General features: G+C 62.1%; 22 protein-coding genes and 1 pseudogene. 13 read left to right on the forward strand and 10 right to left on the reverse strand.

The window, feature by feature from the left end; all coding sequences use genetic code 11:
- Positions 1–108: 108 nt before the first annotated feature.
- Positions 109–1,020, forward strand: coding sequence for a DUF3313 domain-containing protein (locus J6497_RS00850; protein WP_225702330.1), 912 nt, complete (start codon positions 109–111; stop codon positions 1,018–1,020).
- A gap of 11 nt (positions 1,021–1,031) precedes the next feature.
- On the opposite strand, the gene J6497_RS00855 is transcribed toward J6497_RS00850, so the two are convergent.
- Positions 1,032–1,844, reverse strand: coding sequence for a lytic murein transglycosylase (locus tag J6497_RS00855; RefSeq protein ID WP_225702331.1), 813 nt, complete (start codon positions 1,842–1,844; stop codon positions 1,032–1,034).
- Positions 1,845–1,943: 99 nt separating this feature from the next.
- Here J6497_RS00855 and J6497_RS00860 point away from each other — a divergent pair, with 99 nt between their 5' ends.
- Positions 1,944–3,206: a serine hydrolase domain-containing protein gene (locus tag J6497_RS00860; protein WP_225702332.1), complete on the forward strand. Its 1,263-nt coding sequence runs from the start codon at positions 1,944–1,946 to the stop codon at positions 3,204–3,206.
- 147 nt (positions 3,207–3,353) lie between these two features.
- Complete coding sequence (locus J6497_RS00865; RefSeq protein WP_225702333.1) at positions 3,354–5,126, forward strand: hypothetical protein; 1,773 nt, start codon at positions 3,354–3,356, stop codon at positions 5,124–5,126.
- Between the two features lie 122 nt (positions 5,127–5,248).
- Here J6497_RS00865 and J6497_RS00870 read toward each other — a convergent pair whose 3' ends face one another.
- The 4 genes and pseudogenes from J6497_RS00870 to J6497_RS41865 all read right to left on the reverse strand — a co-directional run.
- Positions 5,249–5,884, reverse strand: coding sequence for a class I SAM-dependent methyltransferase (locus J6497_RS00870; RefSeq protein ID WP_225702334.1), 636 nt, complete (start codon positions 5,882–5,884; stop codon positions 5,249–5,251).
- Positions 5,881–6,918 (reverse strand): glycosyltransferase, encoded by a 1,038-nt coding sequence (locus tag J6497_RS00875; protein ID WP_225702335.1) that lies wholly within the window; start codon positions 6,916–6,918, stop codon positions 5,881–5,883. Before J6497_RS00875 ends, J6497_RS00870 begins: the two co-directional genes overlap by 4 nt.
- Before the next feature lie 347 nt (positions 6,919–7,265).
- Positions 7,266–7,580, reverse strand: a complete 315-nt coding sequence (locus J6497_RS00880) for a hypothetical protein (RefSeq protein ID WP_225702336.1) — start codon at positions 7,578–7,580, stop codon at positions 7,266–7,268.
- 107 nt (positions 7,581–7,687) lie between these two features.
- Positions 7,688–7,903: pseudogene (locus J6497_RS41865) on the reverse strand (hypothetical protein); the annotation flags it as partial.
- A 259-nt stretch (positions 7,904–8,162) separates the two neighbouring features.
- Here J6497_RS41865 and J6497_RS00890 point away from each other — a divergent pair.
- From J6497_RS00890 to J6497_RS00915, 6 genes are all read left to right on the forward strand, one after another.
- The gene (locus J6497_RS00890; RefSeq protein WP_225702338.1) at positions 8,163–9,290 is read left to right on the forward strand and encodes a TRAP transporter substrate-binding protein; all 1,128 of its coding nucleotides are present in this window, start codon (positions 8,163–8,165) and stop codon (positions 9,288–9,290) included.
- Between the two features lie 119 nt (positions 9,291–9,409).
- Complete coding sequence (locus J6497_RS00895) at positions 9,410–10,012, forward strand: TRAP transporter small permease subunit (protein WP_225702339.1); 603 nt, start codon at positions 9,410–9,412, stop codon at positions 10,010–10,012.
- Positions 10,009–11,358 (forward strand): TRAP transporter large permease, encoded by a 1,350-nt coding sequence (locus tag J6497_RS00900; protein WP_225702340.1) that lies wholly within the window; start codon positions 10,009–10,011, stop codon positions 11,356–11,358. The genes J6497_RS00895 and J6497_RS00900 overlap by 4 nt, the downstream gene beginning before the upstream one ends.
- 30 nt (positions 11,359–11,388) lie before the next feature.
- Positions 11,389–12,780: an amidase gene (locus tag J6497_RS00905; RefSeq protein WP_225702341.1), complete on the forward strand. Its 1,392-nt coding sequence runs from the start codon at positions 11,389–11,391 to the stop codon at positions 12,778–12,780.
- Positions 12,777–12,950 carry a hypothetical protein gene (locus J6497_RS00910; protein WP_225702342.1) on the forward strand — a complete coding sequence of 58 codons (174 nt, stop codon included), beginning with the start codon at positions 12,777–12,779 and terminating at the stop codon, positions 12,948–12,950. The genes J6497_RS00905 and J6497_RS00910 overlap by 4 nt, the downstream gene beginning before the upstream one ends.
- A 260-nt stretch (positions 12,951–13,210) precedes the next feature.
- On the forward strand, positions 13,211–15,121 hold the full coding sequence (locus J6497_RS00915; RefSeq protein WP_225702343.1) for a diguanylate cyclase: 1,911 nt from the start codon (positions 13,211–13,213) through the stop codon (positions 15,119–15,121).
- Between the two features lie 16 nt (positions 15,122–15,137).
- On the opposite strand, the gene J6497_RS00920 is transcribed toward J6497_RS00915, so the two are convergent.
- Positions 15,138–16,157, reverse strand: a complete 1,020-nt coding sequence (locus J6497_RS00920) for an aldo/keto reductase (protein WP_225702344.1) — start codon at positions 16,155–16,157, stop codon at positions 15,138–15,140.
- A 130-nt stretch (positions 16,158–16,287) separates the two neighbouring features.
- Positions 16,288–16,710, reverse strand: coding sequence for a PaaI family thioesterase (locus J6497_RS00925; RefSeq protein ID WP_225702345.1), 423 nt, complete (start codon positions 16,708–16,710; stop codon positions 16,288–16,290).
- Between the two features lie 73 nt (positions 16,711–16,783).
- Between J6497_RS00925 and J6497_RS00930 the strand changes: the two genes are divergently transcribed.
- From J6497_RS00930 to J6497_RS00940, 3 genes are all read left to right on the forward strand, one after another.
- Complete coding sequence (locus tag J6497_RS00930; RefSeq protein WP_225702346.1) at positions 16,784–17,407, forward strand: NUDIX hydrolase; 624 nt, start codon at positions 16,784–16,786, stop codon at positions 17,405–17,407.
- Between the two features lie 85 nt (positions 17,408–17,492).
- On the forward strand, positions 17,493–18,473 hold the full coding sequence (locus tag J6497_RS00935; protein WP_225702347.1) for a Bug family tripartite tricarboxylate transporter substrate binding protein: 981 nt from the start codon (positions 17,493–17,495) through the stop codon (positions 18,471–18,473).
- Between the two features lie 159 nt (positions 18,474–18,632).
- The gene (locus tag J6497_RS00940; protein WP_225702348.1) at positions 18,633–19,829 is read left to right on the forward strand and encodes a hypothetical protein; all 1,197 of its coding nucleotides are present in this window, start codon (positions 18,633–18,635) and stop codon (positions 19,827–19,829) included.
- Between the two features lie 198 nt (positions 19,830–20,027).
- On the opposite strand, the gene J6497_RS00945 is transcribed toward J6497_RS00940, so the two are convergent.
- The gene (locus J6497_RS00945) at positions 20,028–20,303 is read right to left on the reverse strand and encodes a hypothetical protein (RefSeq protein WP_376708156.1); all 276 of its coding nucleotides are present in this window, start codon (positions 20,301–20,303) and stop codon (positions 20,028–20,030) included.
- A 246-nt stretch (positions 20,304–20,549) separates the two neighbouring features.
- Between J6497_RS00945 and J6497_RS00950 the strand changes: the two genes are divergently transcribed.
- Positions 20,550–21,029 (forward strand): hypothetical protein, encoded by a 480-nt coding sequence (locus J6497_RS00950; protein WP_225702349.1) that lies wholly within the window; start codon positions 20,550–20,552, stop codon positions 21,027–21,029.
- 25 nt (positions 21,030–21,054) lie between these two features.
- Here J6497_RS00950 and J6497_RS00955 read toward each other — a convergent pair whose 3' ends face one another.
- Both J6497_RS00955 and J6497_RS00960 read right to left on the reverse strand, forming a co-directional pair.
- Positions 21,055–22,272 carry an EAL domain-containing response regulator gene (locus J6497_RS00955; protein WP_225702350.1) on the reverse strand — a complete coding sequence of 406 codons (1,218 nt, stop codon included), beginning with the start codon at positions 22,270–22,272 and terminating at the stop codon, positions 21,055–21,057.
- A 339-nt stretch (positions 22,273–22,611) separates the two neighbouring features.
- Entirely contained in the window at positions 22,612–23,694 is a 1,083-nt protein-coding gene (locus tag J6497_RS00960) for a lactonase family protein (protein ID WP_225702351.1), read from the reverse strand.
- Positions 23,695–23,697 lie beyond the last annotated feature (3 nt).

A 23,697-nucleotide genomic window follows, 5' to 3' on the forward strand; every position in this document is an offset into this window, starting at 1 on the left:
CGGCAGGATTTCGCAATCGTCGATCTGTATTGAGTAGAGCATATCTCCGCCTCAATCGGTCGCGCATCTGGCGGTCGTCAGCATAGCCGTCAGAAACAGGACTGCCAGATGGTCGTTCATCGCCTGCTACCGAAGGTGCTCCGATGGCGGATGCGAAATCTGTCCGATCGCGCCACGTTGCGGGTTGCAGCGGCGTTGACTGCCGCCTCCCTGATGTCCGGCTGTGCGACGGTGGCGCTGGATCAGGGCGGCTCGCTGACATCATACAGTCAGCTCCAGCCCTCCGACGGCGTGCTCACGAAATCGAAGCTCTATGCGCATGAAGATCAGGTGCTGGCGGCACGCACCGTGCGGATCATTCCCGCGACGATTGCCGACAAGGCAAAAGCGGAGGGGATCACGGACCAGGAGCGTAGATTGGTCGCTAACGCCATCGATCGCTCCCTCTGCGCCGGCCTCAGCGAACGCTTCACCGTGGTGGCCGCGAGCGACGACGCGGATCTCACCGTTCATTCGCTGATCATGGTGATGACCCCGACGGACGAAAAGGCGGTGGCTGCATCGAAAGGGGCATCCATTGCCAAGACCGTGCTGCTGCCTGGCGTCCCGGTGCCGATCCCTCGCATTCCCATTGGCCTCGGTTCATTGTCGGTCGAAGCGGAAGCACGGGGCCGCGACGGCAGGCAGGAGGCCGCCATGGTCTGGGGACGCGGAGCGAACGCGCTGTCTGGTTCGGCGCGCGTTTCCCCGTCCGGCGACGCCTACGAGCTGGCGAGCGCGTTCGGCGATGATTTCAGCCGAATGCTGGTCACCGGCAAGACGCCGTTCGGAACGCTCGCGAAGCCACCTTCCATGGACCGCATCCAGTCATGGGCGGGCGGCGCACCGAAATACGCAGCCTGCGAAGCATTCGGCCGCGAGCCCGGTATCGCCGGCCTGGTCGGCGGAGCGATCGGCGTGCCGCCGGATTGGAACGACAAAGTGCCCGAGGCGGGCACGGCGACTGCGCAGGCTCAATAAGCGAGACAATGTCACCGCGCCGCCGACGCGCGGCCTTCGCCGTCGATCTGCCGGCCCATGATCGCGATGGCCTTCTGATAGACGCCGGCGGCATTCCAGGCCTCGATCGCTGCGAAGTTGGCTTCGCCGGGCTGGTAGCCCGCGCCGGCGCGCCAGCCATGGGCTTTAAGGAAGTTGGCCGTCGAATTCAGCGCGTTGGCGGCAACGTCGAGATTGCCGGTGCCGTAGGCCAGGATGTTCTTGGGCATGAATTGGGTCTGGCCGACCTCGCCATGCATCGATCCACGCGTCGAGGCCGGCAGCGCGCCGCGATCGATGAGCTTCAGCGCCGCGTAGAGCTGGTCGGTGAAGAACTCAGGGCGGCGGCAGTCGTAGGCAAGGGTGGCGATCGACGACAGCATATGCTGATTGCCGCGCTGGCTGCCGAAGCCGGTCTCCATGCCCCAGATCGCGATCAGCGGCCCCGGCGGGACGCCGTAGCGCTGCTCGATCGAGGCGAACAGCGCCGCGTGGGATTGCTTGAGAGCACGGCCGCGCGAGACGATGGTCGAGGCGCCGCGCTTGGCGAGAAACTGGTCGAGCGACAGGCCAAAGCTGCGCTGGCCGCGATCGGCGGCGATGGTCGCGCTCGCATAGTGCGTCTGCATCAAAGCGGAGACACCGGTTTGTCCGATGCCCTTGCCGCTTGCCTCCCGGGCGAATTCGGCCTTCCAGGCCTCGTAACCACCCGGGCCGTTACCGCATTGCGCGGCTTTCGCGACGGTGCCGAAAGGCGCCAGCGTCGCCAAAGCGATGAGGGTGGCTGCTGCAAGTTTCCTGGTCATCTCGAACTCCGTTGGTCGGCAGACATGATTTAAGCATAAAATTGGCGGACGCATAAATCGCATAACAATCGGGCAAAATCCGCACCCCGGGAGGAAATCATGAAAAGGCTTATCGCTGCGGCCGTGGCTATCGGCCTCGCTCTCGAAATGGCACATGCCGCCCCATTACCCGAGGCCAAGCCTGACGATGTCGGATTCTCGGAGCAGGGACTGGCCCGGCTGGACGATTTCTTCGCCCGCGAGATAGCGGCGAAACGGGTGCCCGGCGCCGTGGTCGCGATCGCCCGGGACGGCAAGCTCGTGCACTACAAGGCCTATGGCCAGCTCGATCCGGTCAAGGGCACGCCGATGCCGGTCGATGCCGTCTTCGCGCTTGCGTCCATGACCAAGCCGCTTGCCGCCGTCGCTGGGCTGACGCTGATGGAGCAAGGACGCCTGCCGCTTCAGGCCAGGCTCGCGGATTACTATCCGGCCTTCGCCGAGATGAAGGTGGGCATTCCGCAGGCGGACGGTTCGTTGAAGATGGAAGTGCAGGCCTCGCCGATCACCATTCATGACCTTTATCGCCACACGTCCGGTCTGATGTACGGCGGACGGCCGGACAGCTCGAGCCCGCTCGCGCGCCTCTATCCCGACGGCACGGCGCCGGCCGTCGAGGGCGATACGCCGGCCTTCATCGATCGCATCGCGAAGCTGCCGTTGGCACACCAGCCGGCAACGGAATTCGAATATGGCTTCTCGATCGACGTGCTGGGCGCGGTGATCGAAAAAGTCACCTCGCAGCGGCTCGGCGACTATCTGGATGCAAATGTGTGGCAACCGCTCGGCATGAAGGATGCCACGTTCCATCCGTCGGAGGGGCAGCGCGACCGGCTCGCCCGTCCGTTTCCGAATGACCCGCTAACTGGAAAGCCGCATGGCATCAGGCTGCTCGACACCGCGACGAAGTTCGATTGCGGCGGGGCCTGCGCGTTTGCCACGGTCGGCGACTACCTCCGCTTCGGCCAGATGCTGCTTGACGGCGGCGAACTCGACGGCAAGCGCATCCTCGGGCCCAAGACGGTGCACCACATGATCTCCAACCACCTTGGGCCAGAGATCAAGAACAACGTCGCGAATGTGGAGCCGCATCGCGGCGGCTTCAGCTTCGGCCTTGGGGTGGCGGTGCGAACGAGCGAAGGCCTGTCATCTGTGCCCGGCAACCCCGGCGAGTTCACCTGGAACGGCGCCTACGGCACGCAGTTCTTCTGCGACCCGAAGGAGCGCCTGGTCGTGGTGGTCGGAACGGCAGCCCCCGGGGAAATACGGAAATACTATCGCGAGCAGGTGCAGGACATCGTCTATGGCGCCATGGCGCGGTGAGGCGCACCCACGATCATTAGAACTGTCCTGAGATCCTAGGGGCTTTGAGATCAAGCTGTGCGCAGCACGGGGCGCGAATTGCCCCCGTGAGCGCAGCATGCGATAAGTCGCCGCGTCTTCAACGCTTGGCAGGGATTGCCGCACCTTATGGTTGGCCTGGTCGAGGCTGCGCCCATCTATTTGAATGGCCTGGCCGCATTGCTCTTTATCTTCGTTCTCCCCGGCGCCGCCCTTGTTCACAATTTCTCTCTGCCAGGTTTCTCACAGAGATGGCTGACGGTGGTCGTAGCCAGTCTTGCCACGAACTACCTCGTGGTGACCCTTGTCGCTCAGCTCCATCTGAATCCGCTCCTGACGTATCGCATACTTGCTGCGGTGACGGTGGGCAGCCTGATCTACATGACGCTGCGTCGCGTCCGGTCCACGGCGCGCCTGCGGGGCGCATCGCAAATTTCACGATCGGAAACGGGTTTGCTCCTCAGCGGCGTCGTTGTCGTGGCCCTTACCTACTTCAATATCTGGAAGCATGGCGTTCCAAACGTCTTCCATGGTGGCGATGTCTCGGTCAGCTGGAACGTATGGTCGCTGGTGTGGGCGGAAGGCCGTTTCCCAACGGGGTCCTACGGCTATCCGCAGTTCATTTCCACGCTATGGGCCGTGACGTACGTCTTCACCGGATCCGACATCCAGTACTTTGCCTTCTACGTCTACATCGTGCTCATTATCGTCCCTCTTGTGCTGACGATCGGAATACTGGGCCGCGTTTCCGCGCTCGTTCCGGCAGCGGCGCTGGTGGCTTATGTCTGGTTCATCGCCGAGATTCGGCAGCCCTGGTTGAGGGAGACTCTGCAGATAGGCTACCCGGACTGGGTGGCTGCGATCTTTTGCTTCTGCGGAATATTGCTGTTCCTCTTTGACGGTGCCAGGCCTCAAACCGATGATGACCGGCCCGTCCTTCCGCTCCTTTCGCTGTGCCTGCTGTTGATAGCGACTTCCACCAAGCCGCTTTACGGCTTGTTCGCATTGTCGGTCCTGGCAGCCGTCTGCACCGACGCGGTCAGATATCTATCCCCGGCCAAGCGGAAGCAGACCATCATTGCAGCCATCGGCCTCGTGCTTGTCTTCGCGGCGGCCTACGCCATGAGCTATTTGCATCTGACGGTGCGTTCAATGCCGAACTATCCGGTGGCGGCGCTTTCAGAGCGGCTTTCACATGCGTTTGAGCTGTTCAGCACCAGCTTCACCATCGCTTTTCGGCTGATGATTCTCGCCGGTCTTCTCCTCTGTCCTTTCTTGCCGAGAGTACGATGGCTGTTGTTGCCTCTGCTGATCGGGATCGGCGTGTGGGCGAATACGGCCAGCTATGATCTGCGCAATGTGCTCGGGTTCTTCCTGGTCAGCGCCTTCATCACCGTTTATGCCGCGGCACGCGTAGTGGAAACTGCACGGGTTCGTTCGCTGCACGAACGAACCGTGACCGACACGGCAGTGATCGTCGGCGTGGCTGCCCTGTCGCTCGGCCTCACGCTGCCATTGGCTCTGGACGACAAGGGGTTGAAAGAGAGATTCGCCAGGGATCAGTTGCGTGGGGGCAGGGGAATTGAGTTCAATCAGAAGATTGGTGAGTTGCTGAAGAGCGGCTGCACCGTCTTCGACTCAGATGGGTACGCCCGGACAATTTCCGCGTTTGGTCCCTTTCGCGACCGGATCCAATTCTTCCATTATCCAGAGCCGCTGACCGGGGCCTTCGTCGAGCGTTTCAATGCATCTGAGCCGTGCAAGGTCATCGTCTTTCCGCCCGGGTCAACTCATCCCACCACATTGGAGTTTATACGAGCGACAGAGAATTCGACAGCCTATCGCAAGGTCAATGAGGCAAGCGACCCCGGACTCCTCGTCTTCGCGCGAGCCTCTGACTAGAGCATGATCCGGAAAAGTGGAGGCCGGTTTTCCCTCGCGATAAACGCGAAGCGTTTGCGCGGAGATCATGCTCAAACAAAGAGCTAGACCGGGATGACAATTCGAAGAAGAGTCATCTCGCTCTAGGCTTGGCCTTTGCGTGTCACCACAAAGTATTGGGTCAGAACGAGCGGCCACAAGATGCGGGAGGATTCGATCTGGCCCAGACCTTTGACGGCCTGCTGAAACTCCTGCAGTTGCAAGGGTCGCTCGTCGTGGAAGATCCAATTGTTCGTAGCCTCGGCCAAGGCGCGGACGCTACGGTAGAGCCACGTGGGGGTGGGAAACGTGATGATCGCGGTCCCGCCCGCGCGCAGGTAGTTGAAATGGGCCTGGATGGCGCGAGCCGTGCCCTCGGGGCCGAAGTGTTCGACCAGCCCGACGCTGAAGACGACGTCGTACACGCCTTGTACGGGCGAAGCCGCGAGCACGTCGTCCTGCTGTACTGTCACGCGCGCGTCATTCGGATAACGTGATTTGAGCAGATCGAGGCCGAGGCGGCTGCTGTCGATCACGTCATAGCGAGCCGGGCCCACCTCCGTCAGGATCTTGTCGATGAAGCAGCTATTGGCACCGCCCAGTTCGAGAATATTGGCTCCTGATCCGCCATGTTCCCGGATTTGCTCCACCAGCACGGAAGCTGTGTATCTGCGGGTCAGCGACGCGGTCTTGTACGGTCTCGCGTAGTAGCTGTTCCAGTCTGTGTGGGTGGGCTTCAAACCTCGCTCCATCTGCGGAAGATGATGTCTCGCAGGAACATGAAATTGAAGATCCAGATCGCCAGCTCGACGACGGTCTTTGCCAGCAAGGGCGACTGCACGATGTGTGCGGTGAACTGGATCTGCGCAAGCGACGAGACGTAGCCCGAGAAAAATACATACGCAACATACGCGGCAAAGGTAGCCAGCCCCGCCTTGCTCTTGAAGACGTACTTCTTCAGCAGCATGAACTGGATCCAGAGCGCAAAGCCACGGGCGCCCATATTTGCGCTGAGCACGGGCACATTGCTGTTCGTCAGCACATAGAACGCGATGAAGTCGGCGATGGCCGTCGCAATGCTGGAAAGCGCGTAGCGGAGAAGAACGAAATAGATCCGAAAGGAGTCCAGGAGCGGATTGAAATGCGAGGCGCGATTGTCATCGATATAGATCGTCTGAATGGGGATTTCGTGCGTCGCAAGACCTTCCTGCTTTGCGACGATCAGCTGCTCGGTCTCGTATTCGTAGCGGTTTGCGCGAATATGAAGGCTTGCAGCCATCAGTTTGCGCGGAATGCCTCTGAGGCCGGTCTGGGTGTCCGAAAGGTGGAGCCCAAGCAGCAGCCGATAGACGTAGCGGGAGACAACATTGCCGAACCGGCTGCGGAACGGGATGTTCTTGCCAAAGTCGCGGCAGCCCAGAATGACGTGATCAGGCTGCCGACGAAGCTCGTCCCGAAGCCGGACGATGTCCTTCGCTGAATGCTGGCCGTCGGCGTCTGCTGTGACGGTGCCGATGCTGTTCGGATGCTCCAGCAGGATATGGTTCATGCCATGCTTCAGCGCGGCGCCCTTTCCGAGGTTGACCGCGTTCCGAAGCAGCGTCACGCCAGGCACCGCCTTGACGGCTTCAAAGACGTTCGCATGGACCGGGTCGCTTCCGTCATCGACGACCACAATCGGTGTGGAGGCATCCAACTGCCGAAGCGAGTTTAGCAACCTGGGGAAGCTGGCCGTCGGCCGGTAGGAAGGAAATAGAAAAACAACGTCGCCCATGCGGCGACGTCTACCATCTCGACGCGAGCATACACAACCAAAAGTGACGCCCGCGGCAGCCGCTATCCTCAATGCAGATGATGACGATGAGCAGCGCCCAGCCTACGCTTCTCGTTCCGTCATTGCGAAACGCGAAGCGCCGCGGCAATCGAACCGTTAGCACGAAGGGGGATTGCTTCGGTATTCGCTAAGGCTTTGGCGGACAGTCGCTCTGTTCGCAATAGCGATCTCGTCCCGGCTGTGCGCAACGACCGAAGAGATGCCCCAACGATCTCGTTGAGCATGGCATGTCAGGACGCCTGCGCCCTCAAAGAAAAAAGCCCGCCTTTTGGCGGGCTCTTGTATTGCTACCAACCGCGATACCCGCCTCCACGGAAGCCGAAGGTTACGCTCGGGCCGCCATAGTACGGTCGTCCATAGTAGCCGTAGCTATTGTAGTACGGGCGATGGTAGCCGTGGCGCCAGTGGTGGCGATGGCCCCAGTGACCGTGGCCCCAGTGGTGATGGCGATGCCAGTGCCGACGTTGCGAACTGAAATCGGTCGACGGCTGCGTCACATCGGCTCCGTCTTTCGCTTTCACTCCATTGTCTGCGGCATTTGCAACTGATCCGCCAACCAATGCGGCCCCGCCAACTGCCATCGCGATAAGCAACTTCTTCATATGAGCACTCCGGTTGTCGTGTGGAGGGCTAATGACGACGAACCCTGCGCGTTCCGGAGTGCGACAATAAATCCCTACCTAAGTCATTGAATAAACGTTCATATTCATTAACGGGCATTCATTGACGAGGCGCTGGTCTGCCGTCTTCCTGACGCTTCAACCCGGTTCAAATAACTCGGCAGCCACAGCGTGAGGCCGGTCCGAAGATACATCGGCACCATGCAGACGATGACGATCAGCAGGGCATCATGCCCGACAAGATCTCGTTCAGTGTTGATGTGCTTCGGCGCGCCGTCCTTCGAATAGAACGCCGGCGGCGACAGGACGCGGCCGGCAGCCTCGCGAGATGAGGAGACGCCGTCTCCCCCTTTGCTGCGCCGCGACAGGCGACTGTATGTCCGGCTGCTGAAAGCCCGAATGGGATCGTCTACGACCAAAATGCGACATCGCGCGGCTTGTCGGATGCTGACAATGCGTCCAGACTGTGATGAAAGTCGCTGGAATCCGGCGTACCTCCAGCGGCTGACAACAAAGAGCGCACCTAAGTGCCGTTCGTACACAACGCCGCCAGGGAGGACGTCCATGACCGTAAAGTCCGAAAAGACCAAGACAACCCGTCGAAAATTTTTGCTCGCCGCCGGTGCTACCGGCGCCGCCACCATCGCCATGCCGCAAGTCAGCCGGGCGCAGACAGCGACGCTGAAGATGCAGGGCTCGTGGGGCAAGGCCGATGTCTTCAACGAGATGGCCGAAGACTATGTGAAGCGCGTCAACGAGATGGCCGGCGGCCGGCTGCGCATAGACTATCTGGTCGGCGGCTCGGTCGTGCATCCGTTCCAGGTATTCGACGGCGTTCATGGTGGCCAGATCGACGCGGCACACACGGTGACGGTCTACTGGTACGGCAAGCACAAGGCGGCCTCGCTGTTCGGCACAGGCCCGGTGTTCGGCTTCAACGCCAACGAAGGCCTCGGCTGGATCCACAACGGTGGCGGCAAGGAGCTGTTCGAGGAACTGCAAACCAAGATCATGAACGTCAACATCAAGAGCTTCTTTGCGATGCCGATGCCGACCCAGCCGCTCGGCTGGTTCAAGAAGCCCATCACGAGCGACGCTGACCTCAAGGGCTTGAAGTATCGCACCGTGGGCCTTGCCGCCGATCTCTTTCAGGCGATGGGGGCATCCGTCGCGCAGCTTCCTGGCGGCGAAATCGTGCCCGCGATGGAGCGCGGCGTGATCGATGGGTTCGAGTTCAACAATCCGACCTCGGACCGGCGCTTCGGCGCGCAGGATGTCGCCAAGAACTACATGATGGGCAGCCACCATCAGGCGACGGAATACTTCGAAATCATGTTCAACCGGACGAAGTTCAACGCCCTGCCGAAAGAACAGCAGGCGATCCTCCAATATGCCGCCGAAGCCGCTTCCTCCGCCAACGAGTGGAAAGCCATGGACTATTATTCCAAGGACCTCCAGGAGCTGATCAGCAAGGACAAGGTCAACGTCCTGCGGACGCCGAAGTCGGTGTTCGACGCGCAGATCAAGGCGTGGGACGGTCTGATCGTCCAGCTCGGTTCGGATCCGTTCATGAAGAAGGTGATGGACTCGCAGAAGGAATGGGTGCGCCGCGTGGTTTACTACAACATATACAACGCGACGGATTACCGCGGCGCATTCGAGCATCACTTCCCGGGTGTGATCAAGGTCTGACGGCGTTCGCGGCGCGGCGCTGACGCCGCACGATGACGGGCGGCGCAGTGAAGCGCCGTCCAGCCACGAATTGGGAGGGGGAACATCCGGATGTGCTGCGCAAAGCGAGTTCGACTCGCATGACGAAGTTTCTGTTCTTCATCGATGAGCTCAGCACCTGGGTCGGCAAAGCGTTCGCCTGGCTGATTCTCGTGCTTACGCTGGGTGTCAGCTATGAGGTGTTCGTGCGCTACGTGCTGCGGGCGCCGACCACCTGGGCTTTCGACATCAGCTACATCACCTATGGCGCGATGTTCCTGATGGCCGGCGCATACACGCTCTCGCGCAACGGCCATGTGCGCGCCGACGTGGTCTACCGCCTCTGGTCGCCGCGCACCCAGGCGGCGATGGACCTTGTTCTCTACATTCTGTTTTTCCTGCCGGCGATCGCAGCGTTGATGTATTCGGGCTGGAACTATGCCCAGATGTCGGTGCGCTTCCGCGAGGTCAGCATCTTCAGTCCGGCTGGCGTGCCGGTCTTTCCGCTGAAAGCGCTGATCCCGCTCACCGGCTTCCTGCTGTTCCTGCAGGGCTTCGCTGAAATCATTCGCTGTGTGCTGTGCATCCGCACCGGCCGATGGCCGCAGCGCCTGCACGACGTCGAGGAGACCGAAAGCATCGTCATCCGCGAGCATCAGCAGCAGGCGGCCGCACAGCAGGACGAGAAGGGAGCAGGCACATGACCGATCCTCAACTCGGCATGCTGATGCTGGGCCTGTTCATCTTCATCATCATGCTCGGCTTCCCGATCGCCTTCACGCTGATGGCGATGGGCGTCTCGTTCGGCTACTATGCCTACTACACCCCCGGTCAGGACTTCTTCCAGAACCGCATCTTCACGCTTCTGGTGCAGAAGACTTTCGAGGTCACGTCCAGCGACGTGCTGGTCGCGGTCCCGCTGTTCCTGTTCATGGGCTATTTGGTCGAGCGCGCAAACATTCTCGATCGCCTGTTCTACTCGCTGCAGCTATCGATGAAGAACGTGCCGGGCGCGCTTGCGGTGGCCACGCTGATCACCTGCGCCATGTTCGCGACCGCCACCGGCATTGTGGGCGCCGTTGTCACGCTGATGGGCCTATTGGCTTTGCCCGCGATGCTGCGAGCCGGTTACGACAGCAAGCTGTCGGCAGGCGTGGTGTGCGCCGGTGGCTGCCTCGGCATCATGATTCCGCCGAGCATTCTCCTGATCGTCTATGCCGCTACCGCGGGCGTTTCGGCGGTCAAGCTTTATGCGGCCGCGTTCTTTCCGGGGTTCATGCTGGCGACCTTCTACATTCTCTATGCGATGGCGCGCGCGATCATCAATCCTGCACTCGCGCCGAAGCTGCCGCCCGAGCAGACCAACGTGCCGATTACCAAGGTGATCTGGGCGCTCACTACGTCATTCCTGCCGCTTGCGTTGCTCATCGTTTCGGTGCTCGGCGCGATCCTGTTTGGCCTGGCGACTCCGTCCGAGGCGGCCGCTGTAGGTGCCCTCATGAGCATCGTTCTGGCCGCTGCCTACCGTTCGCTCAACTATGAGATGTTGCGCGAATCGGTGTATCTGACTGTGCGCGCCACCGCCATGGTCTGCTACTTGTTCATCGGGTCGTGGACGTTTTCCTCGGTGTTTGCGGTGCTTGGCGGACAGTCGGTGGTGGAGGAGTTCTTCACCTCGATGAACCTTTCGCCGGTCCAGTTCCTGCTGTTGACCCAGTTGATCATCTTCCTGCTCGGCTGGCCGCTGGAATGGACTGAGATCATCATCATCTTCGTGCCGATCTTCCTGCCGCTGCTTCCCCAGTACGGCATCGATCCGATCTTCTTCGGCATCCTGGTCGCACTGAATACGCAGACAGCGTTCAATACGCCGCCCGTCGCGATGGCAGCCTTCTATCTGAAGGGTGTGGCGCCGCCGGAGGTGAAGCTTACCGACATCTTCTCCGGCGCGCTTCCCTTTGTCGGCCTGGTCTTCCTCACCATGGCGCTGGTCTATATCTTCCCGGACATTGCATTGTGGTTGCCCGGCTACCTCTATGGATCGCGGTGAGCTGCCCGGTCAACCGATGAAAGGGTACGCATGAGTCTCAATGCGCTGGGTCTCGCGGAAGCCGCGGCCGGCATCCGCGACGGCCGGTTCAGTTCGGCGGAGCTTGTCGGCGACTGCCTCAAGCGCATCGACGAGTTCGATCGCGATATCCGTGCGTGGGCGTTTCTCGATCGCGACCACGCGATGCGGCAGGCCGAGGCTGCTGACGATCATCGCAAGCAGGGCAGGGCTGTAGGCCCACTGCATGGCGTGCCGGTGGGCATCAAGGATATCTTCGATACCGGCGATATGCCGACGGAATTCGGATCAGAGTTGTGGGCCGGACGCACGCCGCGGCGCGATGCGGCGGCTGTGGCGCGGCTGCGCGCGGCAGGAGCTGTGATCCTCGGCAAGACGGTGACGACCGAGTATGCCTATTACAATCCGGGCAAGACCCGAAATCCGCACAACCCGGATCGCACACCGGGCGGATCCTCCTCCGGCTCCGCCGCGGCCGTTGCGGCGCTGATGGTGCCAGGTGCCATCGGCTCGCAGACCAATGGCTCGGTGATCCGCCCCGCCGCTTTCTGCGGCGTGGTAGGCTTCAAGCCTACGCATGGCCTCATTCCGCGCAGCGGCGCGCTTGAATTGTCGCGCACGCTCGATCATGTCGGCGTGTTCGGGCGCAGCGTCGAGGACGCGGCCCTGCTGGCCGAGGTGATGGTCGGGTTCGACGAGGAAGATTTGGACACGCGGCCTGTTGCGCATCCGCCATTTTCTGCCGTAGCGGCGAACGAGCCGCCATTGCCGCCGCGATTTGCCTTCGTGCGCTCTGCGGTTTGGGAGCAGGCCGAGCCGGTGACACGTGAAGCTTTTGCCGAGCTTGTCGAGGCTTTGGGCGAGGCCGCGAGCGAAGTCGAGCTTGGGCCGAGCTTTGACAGGGTCGTCGATATGCACCGCGTCATAATGGACGTTGAGATGGGCCACAATCTGCGCCGCGATTACGAGCGAGGTGGCGACAAGCTCAGCACGCAGTTGCGGCAACTGATCGAGCGCGGCCGCGCGCACCTCGCGATGGATTATTGCAACGCGCTGGCCGGCATTACGGCGCTCAACCAGATTCTGGACCTTACATTCGACGAATACGACGCCGTTCTGACGCCTGCTGCGCCGGGCGAGGCGCCCGGAATCGAGACGACCGGCAGCCCGATTTTCTGCACGACCTGGACCTATCTCGGCATGCCTGCCATCAGCTTGCCGTTGATGAGGTCCGAAACCGGCCTGCCGTTGGGGATTCAGCTTGTCGGCCGCCGCGGCAACGATGCGCGCCTGTTGCGCACCGCGCACTGGCTTGTCAACAATGTCGGGCGCAGCGGCCGGCGGGGAGTCACGACCGTTGGATCGAAGCCGGCGCCCGGCGGAGAGAAAAGGAAAGCGCGATGACCAATCTGATCACCGGAATCATCGGCCTCGGGCTGGTGATGACATTTCTTGGAGTCATATTGGCTTGGGTCAAGGCCATTCCGCTCATCCTCATTGTTGTGGGTGTGATGATTCTGGCGGTGATCGATTTCGTGAAATCGCTGCGTGCGGCAAACGGCGCGCGTCGCTGACATCGGGCGAAGTCGCGAGTTGCCGGCGGCAGTCGCGCGCCGTGGTTAATGAAGCGCCACCGATACTATGCGAAACGTCGGTAATTTTTGCGGCGCAACAGGGTCGATCCTGCCGGTCGCGCCTGTGGGCTTCGGAATTCTTCCGGTTCCCGCTCAGGGCCATCTCATTGCACTGCACGCAGTCCGCTCAATGAGAGCGGCAGGCGCAATACTACCTTAAGGCCGAGATGTGAGGTTGCACCGGATTGGAGTGAACCTCCATGGTAAAGGGCCGCAACGAACTGAGCTCAAACCGTCTCGCCTTGGTCGCGACGGCATTTGTCGCGCTTGCGTGCGCGGCCATTCTGGCGCTGAGCGGCTGGCGCGAATGGGAATCGCGTGCCGTCTACCTCAGGAACGCCGAAGTCGACATGACCAATCTCGCCCGCTCGCTGACGCAGCACGCGGACGACACGTTTGATCTGGCCGAGACGATCCTTGCCGGCATGGTCGACCGCATGGAGACGGGCGGGACAGACCCGGCGGCGCTTGCAAAGCTCCAGGCGTTCCTGCAGCAACGACAATTCAACAGGCAGCGCATTCGCGGCATCTTCGTCTATGACGAGACCGGCCGCTGGCTGGCTACCACCGAGCAGATCAACTTCGCCGGCCTCAACAACAGCGACCGCGAATATTTTCAGCATCATTTGGCTCGGCCCGATCGCAGCAGCTTTTTCGGCCGCCCCGTCAAGAGCCGCTCCGGCGGCCAATGGATCGTCACGGTCTCGCGTCGTTTCAACCATCCCGACGGCACGTTTGCCGGCGTCGTGCTGACGACCATCGACGTGGCCTATTTCCTGCGCTTCTACGAGCAGTTCGAAGTGGGCACGAACGGGGCAATCTCCCTGCTCAGTGCCGACGGCATCTTGCTCGCGCGCAGCGGCGACGATGAAGGCGCCTATGTCGGGCGCGACATGTCGAGCGCACCCTTGTTCAGGGAACAGCAAACCCGGCCGGCGGCCAGCGTCTATTACTTCAAATCGCCGCTCGATGGCCTGCAGCGGTTGAGTTACTACCAGCGCAGCAGTCGCTACCCGTTCTTGGTGCTGGCGACGAAGGCGCAGGACGACGTGCTGGCGCCCTGGCGCCAAGCCGTGCTCGCGCGCATCGCGATAGTTCTGGGCCTCACGCTGCTGATCGCCCTGATCGGCTACTACCTCATACGGCAATTGGCGCAGCGGCAGCGCATGGCGACGGCGCTCTTGGCCAAGGAAGCCGATTTCCGCCTGTTGGCCGAGCAGTCCAGCGATATGGTGATGCGGATCGGCTTGGACGAAGTGATTCGTTACGTCTCGCCCTCCAGCGTGCGCGTGATTGGCTGGACCGCCGAGAGGCTGATGGGAACTCAGGCGTTGGGTGGCGTCAATGCCGAAGACCGGCTGCGGGTCGAGCAGGCGGTCGCGGCGCTGAAGAACGGCGAGGCCGAAGAGGCGAGGATCGTCTATCGCAACCGCCATCGCGAGAAGGGCGAGATCTGGGTCGAAACCGCGCTACGCGTGACGCGTGCGCCGGACACCGCTGCAATCGACGGCGTCGTCGCCATTTCGCGCGACATGACCAAGCAAAAGGATCTGGAGGACAAGCTCGCTGTGCTTGCCACCTCCGACGGCTTGACAGGGCTTGCCAATCGCCGGCAATTCGACGAGCGTCTCGCCGACGAGTGGGCCCGCGCCCGGCGCGCCGGCGGGCCGCTGTCGCTACTCCTGGTCGACGTCGACCATTTCAAGAAATTCAACGATCATTACGGCCATCAGGCCGGCGACGGTTGCTTGCGCGCGGTGGCGCGGATCCTGGCCGCGCAGGCCCGGCGGCCGGCCGATCTGGCGGCGCGGTATGGCGGTGAAGAATTCGTGCTGCTGCTGCCGAATACTGATGCGGAGGGCTGTGTGCAGGTCGGTGAACGGATTCGCGAGGCGCTGCGCGAGCTCGGCATGTTGCATGCGCAAAATCTGCCGTCGCGACTCATCACTGTCAGCATCGGTGGCGCGACCAACGTTCCGCGCGAGGCGGTGACCGAGTGCGGCGCGCTGGTGGCCGCCGCCGACCGTGCCCTTTACGCCGCCAAGGAAAGCGGTCGCGATCGCCTGGTGATGTCCGGCGAGGTGGTTGCCTGGCCTGCAAGGAGTGCGTGAATTTCCGGATCAGCAGCTACGATGGCTCCGCCGTCCGCGCGCGTCGCCCCTCGATCGGATAGGCCGGATCGTTGTAGCCCGGCGTGGAAGGGTGCCCGCTGACGACGAGCCGGTCGATCAGCGCCTCGTCTTCGGCAGTGAAGCAATAGTCGAGTGCGCGGATATAATCGTCCCATTGCGCTTCGGTGCGCGGGCCGGCGATCACGGCGGAGACGAAGGATGAGTTCAGCACCCAGGCGACCGCGAATTGCGCGGCGGTGATGCCGCGGGCTTCGGCATATTGCTTGATTTCCTGCGCAAGCCTCAAGGATTCCGGCCGCCATTCGGTCTGCATCATCCGGGTATCACTGCGGCCGGCGCGGCTGTCCTTGTCGGGGGCGGCGTCGGGACGGTACTTGCCAGTCAGAACGCCGCGGGCCAGCGGGCTATAGGGCACCACGCCGAGCCCGTAATGGCCGCAGGCCGGGAGATGCTCGACCTCGGGCATGCGGTTCATCGCGTTGTAATAGGGCTGGCTCACGATCGGGCGATCGAGGCCGAGCCGGTCGCAGATGTTGCAGATCTCGGCGAGGCGCCAGGCGCGATAGTTCGAGACGCCGAAATAGCGCACCTTGCCCTGTCGGATCAGGTCGCCGATCGCGCGCACGGTCTCGTCCGGCGGCGTGGTGTGATCTTCCTTGTGTAGGTAGTAGATGTCGATGTAGTCGGTGCCGAGCCGCTTCAGGCTCGCCTCGGCCGCCTGCAGCACCCAGCGTCGCGACAGCCCGCCAAAATTGGGATCGTCGCCGATCTGATTGGCCAGCTTGGTGGCGAGGATCCAGTTCTGCCGGTTGTTGGATATCGCGCGGCCCACCACCTGCTCGGAATTTCCGGCATTATAGGCGTCGGCGGTGTCGATGAAGTTGACGCCGGCCTCGCGTGCCTTTGCGACGATCCGCGTCGAGGTCGCCTCGTCGGTCGGGCCGCCGAACATCATGGTGCCGAGGCAAATCGGCGAAATCTTCAGGCCGCTGCGGCCAAGTTGACGGTACTGCATTGTCTGCTCCTCCTGGAGTCATTCCGGGGCGATGCGAAGCATCGAACTACGATGCGCAATTGCGCATCGGAGAATCTCGAGATTCCGGGTCTGGTGCTCGCGCACCATCCCGGAATGACGAATGTTAAGCCTACTCGCTCTTCAATATCTTGAACACGCCGTTCGCCATGGCGATGCAGCGTCGCTCGACGGTCACTTCCGTGGTGATGAAGATCAGGCTCCTGGTCGAGCGCACCACGCGCGGCTTCGAGATCAAGGTTTCGCCGATCTTGCCGGCCTCCACGAAATGCGTATCCAGCTGCACGGTCGCCAGCGCCGGCTTGCCCGAGACGTAGCGGGCGGTCATGCCGCAGGTGCGGTCCGCGAAGGTCATGATCACGCCGCCTTGCACCAGGCCACGGCGATTGTGATGCTTGTCCTCGGTGACCAATGCATATTCATGCTCGTCGCCGACGAGGCGCTGCCACAGCGGTCCGACCAGATGCAGGAAGCCGGATGTATCGACGATCTTCCAGCCGTCGGATCTGAGTTTTTCCGCGGCCCGTTTCGTCATGTGATGCTTTCCATTCGGCAAGACGTGATATCAGGTCGTTTCATCGAACGCGGGACTGTTGTAGTCAAGATCAATGGCCCGCTCATTTGATGATGCCACCCGGCGGAATATCGCGGAGCTCTGCGCGGCATTCACGCCCTTGCCGAACGACTCCGCGCTGCTGCTCAAACGCGCGGCGGTCGCGATCGCGCTCACTGGCGGCGAGAGCGAGGAGACCGCGTTCCTGCTCACCCGCCGCGCGGCCGGCCTGCGCAGCCACAGCGCGCAATGGGCGCTGCCCGGTGGACGCTGCGACCCCGGCGAGACACAGGCGGAAGCGGCATTGCGCGAACTGCACGAAGAGCTCGGTCTCCGCGTCGATGATGGCGACGTGCTGGGCGTGCTCGACGATTATCCGACCCGCTCCGGCTATCTCATTACGCCGATTGTGGTGTGGGTCTCGACCCAGGCGCCGATCGTGCCCAACCCGGACGAGGTCGCCTCGGTCCATCGCGTCACGCTGCAGGCGATCGAAGCGGATGATGCGTTCAGCTTCACCACCATTCCCGAAAGTGCCAGGCGCGTGATCCGCTTCCGCCACGCCGGCCAGCATATCCACGCCCCGACGGCGGCCTTGATCTACCAGTTCCGCGAGGTGCTGGCCGGCCGCGACACCCGTGTCTCCGATCTCGAACAGCCGGTCTTCGCATGGAAATAGCGTCAACCCGGCTGCGACGGGTTGCACATGCGGGCTCTTTCTAGGACGATGCGGCGACAAGAAACGTCAGGGGAGACTTTTGGACATGCTGTCCTGGAGGAAACGACTTTGCACCGCTGTCGCTGCGCTTGCTGCCAGCGCAGCATTCTGGCCAGCGCAGGCCCAAGACTATCCGAACCGGCCGATCACGCTCGTCATCCCCTTCGCACCCGGCGGCAGCACCTCCATCGTCGGCCGCGGCATCGCCGATAAGATGAGCGAGCTGCTCGGCGAAAAGATTGTGATCGACAACCGTCCCGGCGCCGGCGGCACGGTCGGCACCAAGGCGGTCGCCAAGAGCGATCCGGATGGCTACACGCTGGTGCTCGGCTATACCGGGACGCTCGCGATCGGCCCGTCGCTCTACAAGAAGGCGGGCTACGATCCGCGTAAGGATTTCGCGCCGATCGGGATGATCGGCAATGCACCGAACTCGCTGGTCGTGCATCCGTCGTTCCCGGCCAAGAGCGTCGCCGAGCTGATCGCCTATGCGAAGCAAAATCCCGGCAAGGTCAGTTTCGGCTCGGCCGGCGCAGGCACCGCAAGCCACGTCACCGGCGAATATTTCGCGCACAGCGCCGGCATCTCGCTGGTGCATGTTCCCTACAAGGGAACCGGCCCCGCGCTGGTCGACCTCATTGGCGGGCACATTCCGATGGCATTTGCGCCGATCCCGGCCTCCCACTCCAATGTCAGCGGGGGGACATTGCGGGCGCTGGCGGTGACCAGCGCGACCCGCTCCGGCCTCCTGCCCGACGTGCCGACGATCGCCGAAGCCGGTGTTCCCGGCTTCGACGCCTCGCTCTATTACGGTCTCGCCGCACCGGCCGGCACGCCGCGGCCGATCATCGACAAGCTCAACAAGGTGCTGCGCGACGCGCTCGCCTCCGACGAGGTGAAGCGGCAATTGGGCGCTGATGGCACCGAGATCACACCGGGCTCGCCCGAGGATTATGCCGACTTCATCGACAAGGACGAGAAGAAGTGGGCGCAGCTCGTGAAGGCCAGCGGCGTCGAGCCGGAGTGATGCGCCGATTCGCGCCCGTCCTGCAGTGGGCATTGCGGTTGCCTTGGGTCTGGACGTGACCGGCTTGGCGGTTCTCTCCGGTTCCGGATCCGGGCGCTCGCGACACATTGTCGTTCGATTGCACGCTGACTTCGCGTGCGTCCTTGCTACAAGAGAGCGATGCGCCTGCCGTTGATTCGCTGTTCCCACGGATTGGTCGCGCTCGCGCTGTTCGCGAGCGCGCCGGGCGCCGTGGCGGGCGAGACCGCCACCCTTTCGGCATCCACCATGGACGCGATGGCGCAGGCCGCGACGCCGCAGGCGATCGCCGAATATCGCCGCAAGCTGCAGGAATATCAGGAAGCGCGCGCCGCCTTCGAGGAGGAGGCGGGCGCTTACTGGAGCGCGATCTCCGAGAAGCGGCGCACCCGCAACGCCAAGCGGCGCGAGCGGCAGCCGATCACGCTCGATGACTATGTGCTCGACCAGCCGCCCGTCTATACCGGGCCGAAACGGCCGGTGAGTCCGGTGCCGGAGGAAGAAGAGGAACCGTCGCGTCCGCGCAAGGCCATTCCCCTCGTTGCCGATTTCCTGAAAGCCGCCGCCGAGCAGTTTCAGTTCAGGCCGCAACGGCCGGCCAGCGAGGCCGAGTTCAAGCGCGCCTATGCCCGCCACGCGCTCGCAGCCGGCCTGACGCGCGAGCAGGCAGTTCGGGTCTATTCCTTCGAGACCGGCGGCAGCGGCAATCACGACATGCAGTCGGGCTACCGCGGCCCCGGCACAAGGGCGATCTCGACCGCAATCGGCTACAACCAGCTGCTCACCACCAACACCGTCGAGTTGATTGCCCAGCAGGGTCACGAGTTCATCAAGGCGCTGACCCAAAAGGCAGCCACGCTGTCCGATCCCGCGCGCACGGCGATGGATCACAAGATCGCGGTGCTGAGGAAGATGGTGGCATTCGCACGCTCGGTTCCGGACAGCTGGTCGGCGCACGAGCGGCTCGCGAATACGCCGCAGGGCTGGGCGGTCCATGCCATGGTGCTCGATATCGACGTCGGGCCGATGCTGCAGACCCATAAGCTGTTGACGTCAGTCATTTTCGCGCGGGCCAAGGGCTATACCCGCCCGCTGAGCGCGGCCGAACTCGAGATGATGAACCTGACCGGCGACGGCACCGGGTTCGACATGGTCACGATGCCGCAGGCAATGCGCGAGAAGGTGCCGACGTCGAACTTCTTCCAGCGCGGCGGCTATCAGCGCAACCCGGTCGCCATCCGCCATAACACCGTCGCCAAGCTCCTCGCAGTCACCGACGAGCGGATGGACTACAACAGCAACAAGCCCGGCGCCAAGGAATTGGCGTCAGTGTTTTAGTTTCTTCATGCTCCCCTGAAAGGGGAGGGTCGGTTCGCATGTAGCGCAGCGGAATGCGAACCGGGGCGGGGTCATCTCTCAACACGGGCAGTGTCTCCGCGGAGAGACTTGACCCCTCCCCGCCGCTCATTTCATTCGCGTCGACCCTCCCCTTTCAGGGTCTTTCAGGGGAGGGTGAAAGCAACGCATGCGCGATCTTTAGTTCGATCCGAACATGAACTTGCCGTCGCCCTCGAGATAGGGGCCGGAGCGCATGTAGAGCTGCCCGTTCTGGCCGATGAAGAACAACGTGCCTCTCGGCACCTTCTTCGCGCCTTTGAGCAACAGGCCGGCATTGTTGGTCCCCATCTTGTAGGCGAGGGTCGAGCCGTCCTTGCCATAGGCGTAGCCCATGTCGGGCTTCAGCTCCCAGGGTGCAGGCGATGCGCGTTGTGCGAGTGCGGGAGTGGCCAGCATCGTCAGCGCCGCAGCCATCGAAAAGGTCGCCATCAAAAAGGTCTTGGCTTGAAATCGAGTCATGATCACCTCCCCAGTCATCATTGCCGAAACTGGCGCTCTTGTTTGAACAAATCACGAACGCTGTTATTCCGTCAATACGACGGAAGTCGTCGTGCGGCATCGCGTGCATCCCTGCGGGTTTGTGATTTTCAGCCTCGCGACTATGTTGCCGTTTCCATCTACAAACGCATCATTGCGAAAAGCTCGATAGGGATGATTCGAATGAAGGCCGGCATGAATATCGGTTTCGGTTTTGCGCTCTCGCTCATGACGATGGCCACCGCGGCTTGTGCCGACGAATTCAAGCTCTCCAACAATCAGCGGATTGCCTGCAGCCGGGGATTGTCCGCCGGCAAGCTCAACACCGCGACCTGCAGGTCCTACGCCTATCTGTTCAACACCAAGACCTCGGAATACTTCCGCTGCCAGGTCTCGCTGGCGCTGACGCGCGACAACAAGGAGGTCATCAACGTGCAGGCCGATGGCGGCTGCACCAAGCGGCCGCGCATCTTCGACACCGACGGCAATTACTCGTTCGACGCCGCCGAAACCGAACCGCCGAACACCAACTCGTTCTTCGGTCCCGGCGGCTATTCCGTCTGGGCCAGCGACAATAACGTGCAGAAGGTGCGTGGCTGCATCACCATCTCCTCCGGCCTCGGCTCGGACATCTCGAAATGCATCGACATGACATTCCAGTGAACCCGGGGGATGGCCCCAGGGAACGTCACGATTTCGATTCGGCGCTCGCGGCGGGGGAAGGCCGTGAGCGGGCGAACTTCTTCACCCCCATCGGCTTGCCGAACAGATAGCCTTGCACCAGGTCGAAGCCGACCGCATGCGCGGTGAGGAAGTCGGCGCGTGTTTCGACGCCCTGGGCGAGCGCCCGCGCGCCGTGGTCGTGGGCGAGTTCGACGACGTGTTTGCATACGGTCTGCTTCAGCCGGTCATCGGCGGCACCGGTGACGAATTGATGATCGATCTTCAGCTCGACGAAGGGAAAGCTCTTCAGCCCCATCAGCGATGGCCACTCCGTCCCGACCTGGTCGACCGAGATCGCGATGTTGTGGAACCGCACCTGCCGCGCCACCTCGATCACGAGATCCGGATTCTCGATCACCTCGGCGCTTCCGATCTCGAGCAAGAGGCCGCCGAAGGCAGGATGCTGCGGCACACGACCGCATAGTTCGCGCACGGCATGAGGATCCCTCAGGAACGACACCGGCAAGTTGATCGACAGGTCCACCGGTCCTTTCTGCTCCAAGAGATAGTGCCAGTCCTCGATGGCGCGACCGACCACGAATTCGGACAGCGCATGGAAATGCGGATCGCCGTCATCGGGAATGAAATAGGCCGGCGGCACCACGCCCCACGCCGGATGCCGCATCCTGACCAGCGCCTCCGCGCCCGCAGGAACCAGCGTGCGCAGGTTGATCTTCTGCTGGTACCACAATTCGAGCCAGCCCGCCTTGAGCGCCTCCGCCACGTCGACCGCAGGGCTCGGCGCGGGCTCCTGCGGCAGCAGCATCGCGACGCTGTCGCGCAGCGTTCCTGCGCCAAACGGCGTCGCCAGCGGCGGCAGCATGGCTACGCCGTATTCTTCGCCAATTTGCCTGACCGCTTTTACCATGATTGACTCGGGCGGGCCGATGACGAGAACCTTGCCTGCGAAATTCTTCCTGACGAGAACCTCCAGAATCTTGCCGACCTCGATGCCGTTGACCGAGACACCAAGCACAAGCAGGTCCGGCCGATGCTCGTCCAGCGCGCCATCCAGCTCAGTGGCCTCACTGCACTCCGAAGTGATGAAGCCGAGATCCTCGAGAGCATCGGAAAGGAAGGTGCGAAGGTGCTTCTTGCTGTCAGCGACGCAGGCCCGCGGTGTCAATTTGCGATGACCGAACCAGCCGGGTCGTGCGTATTCCTTGGGGTTGATTTGATTCATGCCCGCCTTTCCCGTGATGTCGATTTGACTCGTACATCTCCGTGGCGGCCTTAATCTGGAAATTTGAGGACCCTCCCTGCAAATCCCCATGAATGCTTAGGTAGGGTTAAAGAAGCTAATAAAGCTAAAATTGTAATCAAAAATCGAAGCGCACGAGAGCATGAGCGGCTGCAAATGCCGTGCTCCGCGGCCATTCGGTCCGAACTGCTCGCAAGCCGATCGCAAATGATGCGCCGCCGCGTCATTTCGCGACGGCGGCATACGTTAATGTCTATGGTTGTTTGTCGTTATCGTCGGGATCGATTCCCGTTCTGGGAATCCCGTTCACGCGATCCATCCCTAGTGTCCCATCCGTGCCGAAGCCGGGTGACCCGGCACCTTGAAGCGTTTGCCGGTGTCGACAACCTTGCCGCCATTGACTTTGAGGATCGAGAAATCCTGAGTCAGGTAATTTCCGGCGAGAAGGTACTTGCCATCCGGCGTGAACGCGACCGCCTCGGGCAAGCCACCGACCTCGATGTCCTGAGCCTTGGTCACTTTCTTGCCATCGATCTTCAGCACCGTGAGGCTGCCGTTCTTCTGATAGTAGTACGCGTTCTTCATGTTTGAGCCGCGCAAAATGGCGGCGACGGCGAGATCTCCCTTCGGCGAAATCGCAAAGCCCTCGGGACCGTCGCCGACCACCACACGGTCGATGATGCGCGGCGGATTGGCTTCGAGATCGATCACGCTCGTGGTATCGACGCTGCCGTCGGATGAGCCGGCGCCGCCATTGTCGGACGTCAGTGCGAGCTTGCCATTTGGCGTCACCGCGACATTGTATGGCCATTGGCCCGTCGGCAGATCGACCTTGTTGTAGGTCACCTTGTCTCCGGCAATATCGAGCACCGAGACCTTGTGCGCGGGGAAGCGGACAGCGAGCGCCCGCTTGCCGTCCGGCGTGAACGCCACATGGGCGACGCTGTCGGGCAACGTGATCGTGTCGGCGGCCTTGACGTCGCTCCCATTGATCGAGAGCACGCTAACGGAATTGTCGCCGCGATTGGCGACCAGCGCCATCTTGCCGGACGGGCTGATGCTGAGCCCCGAGGGCTGCTTGCCGACGGTAACAGTCGCTGCCAGCTTCGGCGGGGTGGCCTTGAGATCGATGACATAGACCTTGTTGTCCGGCGTCTGCTTCAGCGCATCGCCGTCCTTGGTCACATCGACCGAATCGGCGACGAGAGCGATAGAGCCGGTCGGGTCGATGTCGAGATTGACCGGCGGACCCACCACCGAATTCTTCAGCGGCAGTGAGGCAACAGTCTTGGGATTTTCGGGATTGGCAAGGTCAAGGATGAGCACCTGGTCCTTGCCGGGCGCTGACAGGATCGGTTTTCCGGCGTCATCCCATAATAGCTTCTCGTCGAGCCCTACGATCATGAA

Origin of the sequence: Bradyrhizobium cenepequi (assembly GCF_020329485.1) — a bacterium.
GTDB classification, from domain to species: Bacteria; Pseudomonadota; Alphaproteobacteria; order Rhizobiales; family Xanthobacteraceae; genus Bradyrhizobium; species Bradyrhizobium cenepequi.

Coding starts and splice junctions, on each gene's coding strand:
- J6497_RS00850 (WP_225702330.1), top strand. CDS start 109: ATGGTCGTTCATCGCCTGCTACCGAAGGTGCTCCGATGGCGGATGCGA.
- J6497_RS00890 (WP_225702338.1), top strand. CDS start 8,163: ATGACCGTAAAGTCCGAAAAGACCAAGACAACCCGTCGAAAATTTTTG.
- J6497_RS00950 (WP_225702349.1), top strand. CDS start 20,550: ATGAAGGCCGGCATGAATATCGGTTTCGGTTTTGCGCTCTCGCTCATG.
- J6497_RS00865 (WP_225702333.1), top strand. CDS start 3,354: ATGGTTGGCCTGGTCGAGGCTGCGCCCATCTATTTGAATGGCCTGGCC.
- J6497_RS00860 (WP_225702332.1), top strand. CDS start 1,944: ATGAAAAGGCTTATCGCTGCGGCCGTGGCTATCGGCCTCGCTCTCGAA.
- J6497_RS00880 (WP_225702336.1), bottom strand. CDS start 7,580: ATGAAGAAGTTGCTTATCGCGATGGCAGTTGGCGGGGCCGCATTGGTT.
- J6497_RS00940 (WP_225702348.1), top strand. CDS start 18,633: ATGCGCCTGCCGTTGATTCGCTGTTCCCACGGATTGGTCGCGCTCGCG.
- J6497_RS00855 (WP_225702331.1), bottom strand. CDS start 1,844: ATGACCAGGAAACTTGCAGCAGCCACCCTCATCGCTTTGGCGACGCTG.
- J6497_RS00930 (WP_225702346.1), top strand. CDS start 16,784: ATGGCCCGCTCATTTGATGATGCCACCCGGCGGAATATCGCGGAGCTC.
- J6497_RS00915 (WP_225702343.1), top strand. CDS start 13,211: ATGGTAAAGGGCCGCAACGAACTGAGCTCAAACCGTCTCGCCTTGGTC.
- J6497_RS00920 (WP_225702344.1), bottom strand. CDS start 16,157: ATGCAGTACCGTCAACTTGGCCGCAGCGGCCTGAAGATTTCGCCGATT.
- J6497_RS00960 (WP_225702351.1), bottom strand. CDS start 23,694: ATGATCGTAGGGCTCGACGAGAAGCTATTATGGGATGACGCCGGAAAA.
- J6497_RS00905 (WP_225702341.1), top strand. CDS start 11,389: ATGAGTCTCAATGCGCTGGGTCTCGCGGAAGCCGCGGCCGGCATCCGC.
- J6497_RS00945 (WP_376708156.1), bottom strand. CDS start 20,303: ATGGCTGCGGCGCTGACGATGCTGGCCACTCCCGCACTCGCACAACGC.
- J6497_RS00935 (WP_225702347.1), top strand. CDS start 17,493: ATGCTGTCCTGGAGGAAACGACTTTGCACCGCTGTCGCTGCGCTTGCT.
- J6497_RS00875 (WP_225702335.1), bottom strand. CDS start 6,918: ATGGGCGACGTTGTTTTTCTATTTCCTTCCTACCGGCCGACGGCCAGC.
- J6497_RS00955 (WP_225702350.1), bottom strand. CDS start 22,272: ATGAATCAAATCAACCCCAAGGAATACGCACGACCCGGCTGGTTCGGT.
- J6497_RS00895 (WP_225702339.1), top strand. CDS start 9,410: ATGACGAAGTTTCTGTTCTTCATCGATGAGCTCAGCACCTGGGTCGGC.
- J6497_RS00910 (WP_225702342.1), top strand. CDS start 12,777: ATGACCAATCTGATCACCGGAATCATCGGCCTCGGGCTGGTGATGACA.
- J6497_RS00900 (WP_225702340.1), top strand. CDS start 10,009: ATGACCGATCCTCAACTCGGCATGCTGATGCTGGGCCTGTTCATCTTC.
- J6497_RS00925 (WP_225702345.1), bottom strand. CDS start 16,710: ATGACGAAACGGGCCGCGGAAAAACTCAGATCCGACGGCTGGAAGATC.